The organism is Klebsiella sp. CN_Kp066 (genome assembly GCF_040065135.1).
Lineage (GTDB): Bacteria > Pseudomonadota > Gammaproteobacteria > Enterobacterales > Enterobacteriaceae > Klebsiella > Klebsiella oxytoca.
Window position 1 is genome coordinate 16,001 of sequence record NZ_JBEAIU010000003.1, and the last position, 12,291, is coordinate 28,291.

Annotated in this window: 12 protein-coding genes; 3 read left to right on the forward strand and 9 right to left on the reverse strand. The window is 57.8% G+C overall.

Annotated elements, in window-relative coordinates:
- Window positions 1-28: 28 nt before the first annotated feature.
- Entirely contained in the window at window positions 29-586 is a 558-nt protein-coding gene (locus ABLV75_RS02155; protein ID WP_004106586.1) for a DcrB family lipoprotein, read from the forward strand.
- Here ABLV75_RS02155 and ABLV75_RS02160 read toward each other — a convergent pair whose 3' ends face one another.
- Window positions 587-1,807, reverse strand: coding sequence for an MFS transporter (locus tag ABLV75_RS02160; protein WP_004106588.1), 1,221 nt, complete (start codon window positions 1,805-1,807; stop codon window positions 587-589).
- Window positions 1,808-1,939: 132 nt separating this feature from the next.
- Here ABLV75_RS02160 and ABLV75_RS02165 point away from each other — a divergent pair, with 132 nt between their 5' ends.
- On the forward strand, window positions 1,940-2,989 hold the full coding sequence (locus tag ABLV75_RS02165) for an AI-2E family transporter (RefSeq protein ID WP_047720544.1): 1,050 nt from the start codon (window positions 1,940-1,942) through the stop codon (window positions 2,987-2,989).
- Here the strand turns inward: ABLV75_RS02165 and arnF are convergent.
- The 8 genes from arnF to ABLV75_RS02205 form a co-directional block, all read right to left on the reverse strand.
- Window positions 2,986-3,369, reverse strand: coding sequence for a 4-amino-4-deoxy-L-arabinose-phosphoundecaprenol flippase subunit ArnF (gene arnF / locus ABLV75_RS02170; protein WP_348854880.1), 384 nt, complete (start codon window positions 3,367-3,369; stop codon window positions 2,986-2,988). The genes ABLV75_RS02165 and arnF overlap by 4 nt on opposite strands.
- On the reverse strand, window positions 3,369-3,707 hold the full coding sequence (gene arnE, locus ABLV75_RS02175; protein WP_004106593.1) for a 4-amino-4-deoxy-L-arabinose-phosphoundecaprenol flippase subunit ArnE: 339 nt from the start codon (window positions 3,705-3,707) through the stop codon (window positions 3,369-3,371). The genes arnF and arnE overlap by 1 nt, the downstream gene beginning before the upstream one ends.
- Window positions 3,704-5,359, reverse strand: a complete 1,656-nt coding sequence (arnT, locus tag ABLV75_RS02180) for a lipid IV(A) 4-amino-4-deoxy-L-arabinosyltransferase (protein WP_348854881.1) — start codon at window positions 5,357-5,359, stop codon at window positions 3,704-3,706. Before arnT ends, arnE begins: the two co-directional genes overlap by 4 nt.
- The gene (arnD, locus tag ABLV75_RS02185; protein ID WP_004106597.1) at window positions 5,359-6,261 is read right to left on the reverse strand and encodes a 4-deoxy-4-formamido-L-arabinose-phosphoundecaprenol deformylase; all 903 of its coding nucleotides are present in this window, start codon (window positions 6,259-6,261) and stop codon (window positions 5,359-5,361) included. The genes arnT and arnD overlap by 1 nt, the downstream gene beginning before the upstream one ends.
- On the reverse strand, window positions 6,258-8,243 hold the full coding sequence (gene arnA, locus ABLV75_RS02190; RefSeq protein WP_016807572.1) for a bifunctional UDP-4-amino-4-deoxy-L-arabinose formyltransferase/UDP-glucuronic acid oxidase ArnA: 1,986 nt from the start codon (window positions 8,241-8,243) through the stop codon (window positions 6,258-6,260). Before arnA ends, arnD begins: the two co-directional genes overlap by 4 nt.
- On the reverse strand, window positions 8,240-9,223 hold the full coding sequence (arnC, locus tag ABLV75_RS02195; protein WP_004106606.1) for an undecaprenyl-phosphate 4-deoxy-4-formamido-L-arabinose transferase: 984 nt from the start codon (window positions 9,221-9,223) through the stop codon (window positions 8,240-8,242). Before arnC ends, arnA begins: the two co-directional genes overlap by 4 nt.
- 1 nt (window position 9,224) lies before the next feature.
- On the reverse strand, window positions 9,225-10,364 hold the full coding sequence (arnB, locus tag ABLV75_RS02200) for a UDP-4-amino-4-deoxy-L-arabinose aminotransferase (protein ID WP_004106608.1): 1,140 nt from the start codon (window positions 10,362-10,364) through the stop codon (window positions 9,225-9,227).
- Between the two features lie 399 nt (window positions 10,365-10,763).
- The gene (locus ABLV75_RS02205) at window positions 10,764-11,270 is read right to left on the reverse strand and encodes a phenolic acid decarboxylase (protein WP_024274787.1); all 507 of its coding nucleotides are present in this window, start codon (window positions 11,268-11,270) and stop codon (window positions 10,764-10,766) included.
- A 97-nt stretch (window positions 11,271-11,367) separates the two neighbouring features.
- On the opposite strand from ABLV75_RS02205, the gene ABLV75_RS02210 reads away from it, so the two are divergent.
- Window positions 11,368-12,228, forward strand: coding sequence for a LysR family transcriptional regulator (locus ABLV75_RS02210; protein WP_004106612.1), 861 nt, complete (start codon window positions 11,368-11,370; stop codon window positions 12,226-12,228).
- Window positions 12,229-12,291: the final 63 nt, after the last annotated feature.

The following is a 12,291-nucleotide window of genomic DNA, read 5'->3' on the forward strand; positions in this document are numbered from 1 at the left end:
ATGGCCGTTTATCGAAAGGAAGATGTCAATGCGCAATTTGGTTAAATATGTCGGTATTGGCCTGCTGGTTATGGGGCTTGCTGCCTGTGATAACAGCGATACCAAAACGCCGACTGCCGGGGCTGCTGCGGAAAGCAACGCCAGCGGGCAACCTATTAGTCTGCTGGATGGCAAACTGAGCTTCTCCCTGCCTGCCGGTATGACCGACCAGAGCGGCAAGCTGGGCACCCAGGCCAACAATATGCACGTCTACTCTGATGCCACCGGACAAAAAGCGGTGATCGTGATTGTTGGCGACAATACCAATGAAGAGCTGGCGGTGATGAGCCAGCGCCTGGAAGAGCAGCAGCGCAGCCGCGACCCGCAGCTGCAGGTCGTGAGCAATAAATCCATTGAGCTCAAAGGCCACACCCTGCAACAGCTGGACACCATCATCTCCGCTAAGGGCCAGACCGCCTGGTCTTCCGTGCTTCTCGGCAAGGTTGATGACAAACTGCTGACGCTGCAGATCACGCTGCCAGCGGACAACCAGCAGCAGGCTCAGACCGAAGCGGAAAACATTATCAACACCCTCGTCATCCAGTAACTACTGGCCTGACGCCGCGGCCTCCGGTTCATTGACCGGGGGCCGTTTTTTTAATCGCCATCCCAGCAGCAGCGCTACCGCGACCAGCCCCGCCGTCGCCAGATAGATCGATGAAATTCCCGCCCACGCCATCAGCAGCCCGGCCAGCGGGCCGGTGATCCCCAGCGAGAGATCCATAAATACCGTATAGGTTGCCAGCGCCGACCCCTGGTTGTGCTGCGGCACCGCCTTCACCGCCACCACGCCAAGCGCCGGGAACACCAGCGAAAAACCGGCTCCGGCAAAGAAAGTACCGATTTTCGCCATCAGCGGCGTCTCCGCCAGGCCCACTAACAGCAGCCCGATAATCTCGACGACAAAACAGATCATCGCCACGTTCAGCCCACCGAGGCGATTAATTCCGTTGGGAAACAGCAGGCGAGTGCCGACAAAGGCGCAGCTAAACAGCGTCAGGGCGAAGGCCGCGCCGTCCCAGCCTTTGGCATCATAAAACAGGGTGATAAAGGTGGCGATAACGCCGAAACCCGCCGATGCGAGGGCCAGCGCCATGCCGTAGAGCCAGACGCGCCCCAGCACCGCGCGAAACGACATCGCTTTCCCCTTACCCGCTTTTACCGCCGCCCGCGGCAACGCGCACAGCACCGCCACCAGCGCAACCACCATAATCGTCAACGCCAGACCGTGCAGGCCAATCAGCGAGTAACAGAGCACCCCGAGCGGCGCGCCCATCGCCATCGCCCCGTAGGTCACAATCCCGTTCCAGGAAATAACCCGCCCGATATGCAGCGAACCGACTACCCCTACGCCCCACAGCGTTGAGCCGGTGCCCGCAAAGCTCTGCCCGATGCCGAGAATAATGCGCCCCAGACACAACAGCGCCAGACTAACCACGGGCCAGCCGCCGCATAACGCCGCCAGCAGATAGCACAGTCCGCTCAGAAAGCAGCCGCACAGGCCAAAAACAACGATTTTTTTCGGGCCCAGCAGATCGGCATAGCGCCCGGCGTGAGGGCGGCTGAGCAGCGTAGCAAAATACTGCAGGCTAATCACCAGCCCGGCCCAGAAGGCGCTATACCCCATTACATCATGAACATAGCCGGGTAATACCGCCAGCGGCAGGCCTATGGTCAGGTAGCTGGCAAAGTTAAAGATAACGACAGAGACAATCCGCAGATTGAGGCGCAATCCATTAAGCGCCGGTTCAGCGACGGTTTCGGGCATCGGGTTCCACCAGATTTTTACAACAGTGTTTCATTTCTACCACGCCGCACGTTATAAATCAGCAGCCAGATTAGGATTCCTGGCAGCAAGCCAGACGCTACACTTAATGAAAATCATAGAAAGGAAGAGTGAATGACAACCCCTCAGCCCGATAAAACGGGCATGCATATTCTGCTCAAACTGGCGTCACTGGTGGTTATCCTCGCCGGTATCCACGCCGCGGCAGATATCATCGTGCAGCTATTACTGGCATTGTTCTTCGCCATTGTCCTGAATCCGCTGGTCACCTGGTTTATTCGCCGCGGTATCAGACGTCCGGTAGCCATTACCATCGTGGTCGTGGTGATGCTGATCGTACTTACCGCGTTAATTGGCGTGCTGGCCGCGTCGGTTAACGAATTCGTCGCCATGCTGCCAAAGTATAATAAGGAGCTGACGGCGAAAGTCCTGCGCCTGCAGGAGGCGCTGCCGTTTTTGCATATTCACATGTCCCCGGAACGTATGCTGCAACGCATGGACTCCGACAAGTTAATGACATTCACTACCGTCCTGATGACTGGCCTCTCTGGCGCCATGGCCAGCGTTATTTTACTGGTCATGACCGTGGTCTTTATGCTGTTTGAAGTCCGTCATGTCCCCTATAAACTCCGCTTTGCACTGAACAACCCGCAAATCCATATCGCCGGTCTTCACCGGGCGTTAAAAGGCGTCTCGCATTATCTGGCGCTGAAAACGCTGCTCAGCCTGTGGACAGGGGGGATTATCTGGTTAGGACTGATGCTGATGGGGATTCAGTTTGCGCTGATGTGGGGCGTGTTGGCTTTTCTGCTGAACTATGTGCCTAACATTGGCTCGGTGATTTCCGCCGTCCCGCCAATGATCCAGGCGTTACTTTTTAACGGTTATTACGAATGCCTGCTGGTTGGCGCGCTCTTTTTAGTCGTGCATATGATTATCGGCAATATTCTCGAACCGCGCATGATGGGCCACCGGTTGGGCATGTCTACGCTGGTAGTTTTCCTCTCATTGCTGGTCTGGGGGTGGCTGCTTGGCCCGGTGGGAATGCTGCTGTCGGTGCCGTTAACCAGCGTCTGTAAAATATGGATGGAAACCACTAAAGGCGGCAGTAAGTTAGCCATCCTGCTCGGGCCCGGACGCCCGAAAAGCAGGCTGCCGGGCTAGCCCTGCCGCTTCACCGGCCAGAAGATCGTCAGCACCCCGGCGACAATCAGCAGCACGCCCAGCAGCGATTGCCAGTGGAAAGGTTCATGCCAGCCGGGGAGCCAGATGGCGGCGGCCCAGACCAGAATGTAGCTCAGGCTCAGCAGCGCGTAGGCTTTCGCCAGCGGCAGCTGATGCAGGGCAAAGTACCAGCAGACCATCGACAGCAGGTAGCCCAAAAGACCAAACGCCAGGCCAAAGGTGCCCGCCCGCAGATGCAGCAGATGGTTGAGGAAGGTAAATAAATCCGTCAGCGGCGGCAGCTCGACCATCGCGCCGCGCCGCAGCAGCTGCGCGGCGCTCACCAGTCCGACGCTGAATAACGCCCAGATTAAGCCCATCAGATGCGGCTCCCCAGAATAACGATCCCAACGACGATAAGCGCCACGCCAAACCAGTGGCGGCGCGCGACCGGCTCGCGCCAGATCCCCCATGCTGCCAGCGTCACCCAGACAAAGTTCAGGCTCAGCATAGGGTAGGCGATGCTGACCGGAATCGACTGCAGCACGCTAAGCCACAGCAGCATGCTGCAGCCCAGAGAGAGCAGCGCCAGCCCCAGCCAGCCAAGAATATGGTGCCCGCGCCGCCCGGATTTGGACGGGCGGGTCGCCTGTTTCTGGCACAGCTGTCCGGCGCAGCTCAGCAGGCTGGCGAAAACCAGACAGATCCACACGCTCATTGCGGCAGGTACTGGATAAACACTACCCGCCCCAGCTCATAAGAGCTATCCGGTTTCGGTAGCGGTAGATCGGCCATACTCTCTCCTTTATCCATCAGCAGAACCAACGAGATCGGCCCCTGCTGGCGGTGCGCCGCTAACCAGTCAGCAAATTGCGCCTTATCGACAAACTGGTGCTGTGCATCCGGCCAGGAGAGACCATATTTCAGCTCGCCCTGCTTGTCGAACAGGATAATATCGCTGCGCTTGAGCTCCCAGGACAGTCCGCCGGCAATACCGACGTTATTGGTCAACACGTAGCGGCTCGGCGTCAACGATTCGCTCACGATATCCACCATAAACTGCGGCTGCTTGCTGTCGATAACCCGGTCGGGAATCGCGAAACCCACCAGCAGCGCCAACCCCAGCGGGCAGCACGCGGCAAGCGTCCAGCGGCGACCGTTATTCTTCATCGCCAGCCATCCCATCAGCGCCCAACAGCCGAATATTAGCGCCGCCAGCAGGCATTTATACAGCTCAATATGGCTCCATACCGGCTTGTGCATAAAGCCCCACGGCGAAACCACCAGCACCGCTACCAGACCAATCAGGCCAAAAGCCAGGTTGATCACGCCGTTAATTTTCAGCGCTTTCGCCCCCGCCTTTGCCGCATCCAGCGCGTAGCGCGCCATCAGAATCGACAGCGGCGCGAAACACGGCAGGATGTAGGTCGGAAGCTTACCCTTAGCAATGCTGAAGAACAGAAACGGCATCGCCACCCATCCGAGCAAATAGAGCGCCCCGCGCGACTCGTCGCGCTCGGTCCAGCCGCGCTTGAGCGCTCCCGGCAGCAGCGCCAGCCACGGCAGGCTTCCGGCAATCAGGAACGGGATGTAGTACCAGAATGGCGCTTTATGCTGGGCATCTTTTTCCGCGAAACGCTGGATATGTTCAACCCAGAAGAAGTAGCGCCAGAAGTCCGGCTCTCGTTTGGCGATGGCCAGCCCCCACGGCAGAACCACCAGCGCGCAGACGCCCACCGCCAGCCAGCCGTAAGTCAGCACTTCACGCCAGCGTTTACGCGCAATGACCCATGGCAGCACTCCAACCACCGGCACCGCCAGCGCGAGGAAGCCTTTGGTCATTACCCCCATCCCGCAGGCCACGCCCAGCAAGACGTAGCCGAAGATTTTACCGCTGTGGCTTTGAGCCTGGGCCGCACCCCAGAAGCTGCACATTGCCAGCGCCAGCCACATGGTAATCATCGGGTCGAGCACCGCATAGGTGCCAATACCGTAGACCAGCAGCGCGGTCAGGAATATGACTGGCGACAAAATCGCCAGGCGTTTATCGCGGAAAATACGCCATGCCAGCCAGGCCACCAGCAGGGCGGTGACGGTAATGGAGAACACCACCCCAAAGCGGACGGCAAAGTTATTATGACCGAATAGCCACTGGCCGATGCTGTTGATCCAGTAGCCGGCAATCGGCTTCTCAAAGTAGCGCAGACCGAGGAAGTGCGGCACCACCCAGTCGCCGGTCGCCAGCATTTCGCGGCTGATCTCCGCGTAGCGGGTTTCATCCGGTTGCCACAGCAGGCGGAAGTTGAGGGGGAGTAAATAGTAGAGGACAAAAAGGGCGACCAGAGAGGCGCCGTAGCGAATGCTTTTCATCAAACACCCGAATTCAGTAATTGTTCACGCCCAAGCCAGCCTTCCCGGCCGGCTAATTCACCACGAACCACCTTGCCTCGCGGCAGCGCGCTAAAATCGGCGGGCAGCAGCTGGCTTAGCGGGCAAAAACGAATCTCTTGCTGAGCGGCCATGGTCAGCAGCTCGTCAAACTGTTGCGCAAAGGCGATCCCTTCCACTTCAGCGTGGATGGTATAGACCGGGGTGCCCTTATCGCGGTGGATGCAATCCAGCAGATAGCGATTGAAGCCCGCAATATCGACCGCGCTGCCGACCACTTCATCCCAGGTGGGTAAGGTGACCGGGATCTGCACGGTCCCGGAAGCGCCGTTACCGAGCTGCGGCAGAAAAGGGGCGATTCCCCGGCAGTCGCTGTTGTAGAGGAAATCAAACGCCTCTTTGGCTTTAATGACCCGCTGATCGGCACGCCAGCCGGCAACGGCGGAGCAGGTCACCGGACGACCGATGATCCGCTCCAGCTCCAGCAGCCCGCGCTCCACCTCCAGCGTCAACTTCTCCTGCGGCCAGACTCCGCTCCACGTTTGCCAGCTATAGTGATCCCAGGCGTGCAGACCGACTTCATGCTCCTGCGCGGCGGCGCGGATAACCTCTTCATTGCCCGCGCCGATCCTGCGCCCTGGCCAGGCGGTACCTGCCAGCAGGATATCCCAGCCGTACAGCGAAGCGGCCTTTGAGCGCAGCATCTTCCACAGAAATTTCGGTTTTATCAGGCGCCATAAATGACGCCCCATATTGTCCGGCCCGACGCTGAAAAAGAAGCTTGCCTGAATCCCGTGCTGGCTCAGCAGAGCCAGCAGCCGCGGGACCCCGTCCCGCGTGCCGCGAAAGGTATCGACATCTATGCGTAAGCCGACCTGTTTCATGATTTGCCGTTGTCCGTCAATTCAACCGTGCGCAGGAAGAAGTCCAGGGTATGTTCCACGGTCTCTTCCATTTCGACCGTCGGCACCCAGTTCAGGCAGCGTTTCGCGTTGCGAATGCTGGGCTTACGGTGCTCGACGTCCTGATAACCCTTCCCGTAATAATCGCTGCTTTCCACTTCGCGGAAACCGGCAAACGGCGGGAAACGGTCGCGCAGCGGATGACGTTCAAAGCAGGCCAGCAGCATTTCCGCCAGCTCTTTGATGCTCGCTTCGTTATCCGGGTTACCGATGTTGATGATCTGCCCGTCGCAGCGGCCGTCTTTGTTCTCAATGATGCGGAACAGCGCTTCGATACCGTCGCTGATATCGGTGAAGCAGCGCTTCTGTTTCCCGCCTTCAATCAGCTTGATCGGCGAGCCTTCTACCAGGTTGAGGATCAGTTGGGTAATGGCGCGAGAGCTGCCGATACGCGCGGCGTTCAGGTTATCAAGGCGCGGCCCCATCCAGTTGAACGGACGGAACAGGGTAAACTTCAGGCCGTTCTTATCGCCGTAGGCCCAGATCACGCGATCCAGCAACTGCTTGGAGACCGAATAGATCCAGCGCTGTTTGTTAATTGGCCCGACGACCAGATTAGAGGCATCTTCATCGAAATTGTTGTCGGTGCACATGCCGTACACTTCCGAGGTCGACGGGAAAATGATGCGCTTATCGTACTTCACGCAGTCGCGGATAATCTTCAGGTTCTCTTCGAAATCCAGCTCAAACACGCGCAGCGGGTTACGGGTATATTCGATTGGCGTGGCAATCGCCACCAGCGGCAGGACCACATCGCACTTCTTGATGTGATACTCGATCCACTCGGAGTGGATGCTGATATCGCCCTCAACGAAGTGGAAACGCGGGTTGTCGAGGAAACGGCTGATGGCGTCTGAGCCAATGTCCAGTCCGTAAATCTCGTAGTTGTCGTCCTGCAGCAGACGCTCGGTCAGGTGGTTGCCGATAAAACCGTTCACCCCGAGGATCAGCACGCGGGTGCGCCGCTTAATCGCCACGACCGGTTTGCTGCTCAGCACCGCTCCGGCTACCAGCCCCAGCGCCTGCGCCAGCTGCGTACCCTGCATATAAACGCCGCGCTCGGTCTGCCCGGTGACGATTTCTAATGCCCCTTCCTGACAGGCGACGACCAGCGGCGTGACGGAAAGCACGGTCCCCGCTTTGGCGGCGGGTAGATCGTCACGTACGCGGGACTTCCAGACGATAAACTTGTTCGCGCCAGCATAGCCGAACGCGCCCGGCCATGGATCGGAAACCGCGCGCACAAGATTATGCAGGCTCCGGGCGGAGTGATCCCAGTCGAGGCGACCGTCTTCCGGCGTGCGGCGACCGACCCAGGTCGCCTGGCTTTCATCCTGCGCGCGCTCTTCGATTTTGCCATCGCGGATCGCGGGCAGCGCCTGAGCCAGCAGGTCCGACGCCGCAGCGCAGAGTTTACGATGCAGGGCCAGCGCCGCCTCATCCTCGCCGATAGCTACGCTTTTCTGCGCTACGATATTCCCGGCATCGGCGCGGCTCACCATACGGTGCAGCGTCACGCCAGTTTCGCTTTCGCCGTTGACCAGCACCCAGTTCAGCGGCGCGCGGCCGCGGTATTTCGGCAGCAGGGAACCATGCAGGTTAAAAGCCCCCTGCGGCGCGATATTCAGAATGTCCTCGCACAGCAGATTGCGGTAATAGAACGAGAACAGCACGTCCGGTTTTATCTCGCGGAGACGTTCGATCCACAGCGGATGATTCACATCTTCCGGCGCCCATACCGGAATACCTTGTTCCGCGGCAATGCGCGCCACGGAGCCAAAGAAATGGTTTTCGCCAGGGTTATCCGGATGGGTAAAAATGGCGGCGATGTCATAACCGGCATCCAACAGAGACTGAATACCTGCACAACCCATATCGTGATAAGCGAAGACTACGGCTTTCATGAACGATCTTCCTCTTGAGATGCCGTTTCCGGCTGGCGAACAACACGTTGAATAAAGTAGCGGGGACGGGCGCGAACGTCGTTATAGATACGGCCGATATACTCCCCGAGCAGACCCATACCGACGAACTGGGCGCCGATAAACATAAACAGCACCGCGAACAGCATGAACACCCCTTCCGCCGCCCACTGCGGGCCAAATACCAGGCGCAGCACCACCAGCAGCAGACCGAAGGCGAAGCCCAGCAGAGCGATGGCGCTGCCGAAGAGGCTCAGCAGGCGCAGCGGCGTGGTAGTGAGGCAGGTCACCAGGTCATACATCAGGTTAATCAGACGCATAAAACTGTATTTGGAATCACCGAACTCGCGCTCGGCGTGCATCACCGGGATCTCCACCGCGCGACGGGCAAAAGTATTCGCCAGAATCGGGATAAAGGTACTGCGCTCATGGCAGTTAAGCATCGCGTCGATAATATGGCGGCGATAGGCGCGCAGCATGCAGCCGTAATCGCCCATCGCTTTACCGGTGGTGCGCTGAATCAGACGATTGATCATCCTGGAGGCGCTTTTACGGAACCAGGTATCCTGGCGATTCTGACGCACGGTACCGACAACGTCGTAGCCTTCGTCGGCCTTCTCCACCAGGCGCGGGATCTCTTCCGGCGGGTTTTGCAGGTCAGCATCGAGGGTGATGATCAGGTCGCCGGTGACGTGGCTAAAACCCGCCATAATTGCCGAGTGCTGGCCGTAGTTGCGGTTCAACAGTACCGCAACTACATGGCTGCCTTCGGCTTCAGCGGCTTCGGTCAGCATTCGCGCCGAGTCATCGCTGCTGCCATCGTCGACCAGCAGAATTTCATACTGCCGACCGAGCGTCGCGCAGGCGGTATCGGTACGGCGGATAAGCTCCGGCAGGCTCTCCTGCTCGTTATAGACAGGAATAACGACCGAGACCTTTTTCACGGGAGGATAGCTAAACATATCAACGTCCTGACAGCTGGTGCAGTGCGGAAATGACCCGAGTGACATCGTCGTCGGTCATATCCGGGAACAATGGGATGGAACAAATGCGCGCGCTGTTCCATTCCGTATGCGGTAATGAAACGTCGGGGAAACGCTCGCGGTAATACTTTTGCGTATGCGCGGCGCGGAAGTGCAGACCGGTGCCAATGCCCATGGCCTTCAGTTTTTCCATCAGGGCATCGCGGCTGATACCGCAGGCGGCTTCATCAACGCGGATAATAAACAGGTGCCAGGCGTGCTGATGCTCCCATGACGGCACCGCCAGCGGCCGGAAAGGCGTATCCGCCAGCTCGCGGAGATAGCGTTGCGCAATGGCGGCACGGCGCTGATTGGCGGCGGCAAGCTTGTCCAGCTGCACCAGCGCCAGCGCGGCGTTGATATCCGCCAGATTGTATTTAAAGCCCGGCGAAATCACCTCCGCCTGCGGGGCGCGGCCCAGGGTCTGCCGATCGTAAGCATCTACGCCGAGGCCGTGGAACTTCAGGCTGCGAATACGTGCGGCCAGTTCATCATCGTCGGTTACAACCAGCCCGCCTTCGGCGCAGGTCATATTTTTGATCGCATGGAATGAGAAAATGGCGGTGCCGCGCCAGCCGACGTGACGGCCTTTGTAGTACGTCCCTGCCGCGTGGGCAGCATCTTCAATCACCGGAATACCGTGACGCTCGGCAATCGCGCGAATGGCGTCGATATCCACCGGCGCGCCCGCATAGTGCACCGGGACGATCGCCTTGGTCCGTGGAGTGATCGCCGCTTCAACCGCTTCGGGAGTAATCATCAGGTTATCGGGATCGACATCGATCATCACCGGCGTCGCGCCGAGCAGGCAGATCATGTTCAGCGTGGAGACCCAGGTCTGCGAAGGGGTGATCACTTCATCGCCGGCGCTGATACCCAGCGCCATCAGCGTAACGTGCATGCCGCCGGTCGCCGAACTGACGGCGATGGCGTGGCGGTTGCCGGTTAATGCGCAAAACGCTTCTTCCAGCGCCTGATTTTTCGGTCCGGTGGTGATCCAGCCGGATTGCAAAACTTCACGCAGCGCAGCCAGCTCTGCGTCGCCCATCGACGGGCGCGAAAACGGCAAAAAATCGCTCATCATTTTCCTGTTCTGTAAATGACCCGACTAAAGACGGGGTCGATAAGAAATATCCTGCACCTGCTGACTTAAACAAAATGAAAATGAAAGCAAATCAGTCCGATGCCGCGTTTCATTACTTTGTATTCAGATGTTATTAAATCTAGACAGGTTTGCTTAGGATAATATTAAGAAATTAATATTAATTAAATGTGAATGGTAATTATGTTTAAATTCAATAAGGTACGAAGGCATTCAGAGTAAGGTAAGGAGGCATGATGTTCCCGCCATATAGCGAAATAGCGGGAACGCAGTGGGGAAAAGTAAACGGAAGTTAAACCAGCTTTCAATTAGCCATTTTTAAACATGGATGACCAAATATAAAAAATCCAGTCGAATCACTAAACTATTTCAAAATTATTACAGATTGCCAGGAAAATTTTCAGGCAATTCATTAGCCGGGCAATTAATCACTTCGTCATTATCCGCGCCGCAATCGCGCACAAAAGTGATGGTGGCAAACTCATCAATCACCTCCGTCGGATACGCCGGGCCGGCTTCACGGTAGGAAACCATCAGCGGGATATGATCGTTCTGGAAGCAGACGGTTTTTTCCGGATTATTCATCACCCAGCGTGGGAAAAAGATAGTGCCGTGGAACAGTTTGTCGCCGAGGTTTACGATCAGGCTGACGTCGGTACCGGTCGGTTCGGTCCAGGAAATTTTGTAGATGCTTTCACCAACGCGAACGATGTAAGCCTGTTGATCTTTCACCCAACGATTCGCGACGATGCCGCTGTGAATGCGGTAATCCAGAGTGGTGGCGTTTTTCACGTAAATTTCGTAGTTCCAGCCATTATCATAGGTATAAACCAGATGTTTACCGATAAAACCGCTCAGGTCATGTTTGTCGAATGTGCTCATAATTTGTTCTCCTCTATTTGTTGAGAACAAGCATACTGCTTTAAAAAATGGATGAATAACGCTATGTTTGGATTAAACTCATTCACTTTTTAGATGAATCATGCACAAGACTACGCTGGAACAATGGGCGCTGCTGGAAAAGGTGGTCGAACTGGGTAGCTTCGCGAAGGCGGCGGAAGAGACCCACCGCAGTCAGTCGTCGGTGAGCTATAATCTCGCGCTGCTGCAGGAGCGCCTCGGCGTCACGCTACTCACGCCATCGGGCCGTCGCGCGGTGCTGACCCCGGCGGGTGAGCTGCTGCTTGGCCAGGTTAAACCGCTGCTGCAGGCCTTCGCTTACGTCGAAACCCATGCCGCCACCCTGCGCGACGGCACGCGGACCCGACTGGACCTGGTGGTCGACAGCATTTTTCCGCGCGAGCGGCTGTTCGCCATTCTGCGCCAGTTTCAACAGCGCTATCCGCAGACCCAGGTCAGGCTGACCGAAGTGCTGGAAAACGTTGAAGAGGAACATCCGGCCCGCAGCGAGGCGGACGTGATGGTGCTGACCCGCCGCCAGGATATTACCGGCCGCGGCGAATGGCTGATGAACATTGATTTTGTCGCCGTCGCCCATCGCGAGCATCCGCTCTCCGCGCTGCAGGGGCCGCTGGATGATAACGCGCTGGCCCCCTGGCCGCTGGTGCGCATCGCCGATCGCAGCAGCGATCCGCAATCCTCCCGCGATGCATGGACCTTTTCCACCATTGATGCCGCCATTGATGCGGTGCTGTACCAGGTCGGTTTCGGCTGGCTGCCGGAGGAGCGTATTCGCCCTCAGCTACAGCAAGGAGTGCTGAAGATGCTGCCGCTGGGACACGGCGCGCGGCGCGCCACGCCGCTGCATTTGATCGTTAAGCGTGATTTAACGCCCATTGATGAGCAGGTCGCCACGCTGCTGGATCTGTTCAGAACCCCCTGAGGGTCTGATAGCCCGGACAGATGCGCAGCATCGCCTCCGGGAAACTCTGCTGCACTGTGCGCT

Coding starts and splice junctions, on each gene's coding strand:
- ABLV75_RS02160 (WP_004106588.1), bottom strand. CDS start 1,807: ATGCCCGAAACCGTCGCTGAACCGGCGCTTAATGGATTGCGCCTCAAT.
- ABLV75_RS02155 (WP_004106586.1), top strand. CDS start 29: ATGCGCAATTTGGTTAAATATGTCGGTATTGGCCTGCTGGTTATGGGG.
- arnE (WP_004106593.1), bottom strand. CDS start 3,707: ATGAGCGTGTGGATCTGTCTGGTTTTCGCCAGCCTGCTGAGCTGCGCC.
- arnD (WP_004106597.1), bottom strand. CDS start 6,261: ATGAAACAGGTCGGCTTACGCATAGATGTCGATACCTTTCGCGGCACG.
- arnB (WP_004106608.1), bottom strand. CDS start 10,364: ATGAGCGATTTTTTGCCGTTTTCGCGCCCGTCGATGGGCGACGCAGAG.
- ABLV75_RS02165 (WP_047720544.1), top strand. CDS start 1,940: ATGACAACCCCTCAGCCCGATAAAACGGGCATGCATATTCTGCTCAAA.
- arnF (WP_348854880.1), bottom strand. CDS start 3,369: ATGGGCTTAATCTGGGCGTTATTCAGCGTCGGACTGGTGAGCGCCGCG.
- arnA (WP_016807572.1), bottom strand. CDS start 8,243: ATGAAAGCCGTAGTCTTCGCTTATCACGATATGGGTTGTGCAGGTATT.
- arnC (WP_004106606.1), bottom strand. CDS start 9,223: ATGTTTAGCTATCCTCCCGTGAAAAAGGTCTCGGTCGTTATTCCTGTC.
- arnT (WP_348854881.1), bottom strand. CDS start 5,359: ATGAAAAGCATTCGCTACGGCGCCTCTCTGGTCGCCCTTTTTGTCCTC.
- ABLV75_RS02210 (WP_004106612.1), top strand. CDS start 11,368: ATGCACAAGACTACGCTGGAACAATGGGCGCTGCTGGAAAAGGTGGTC.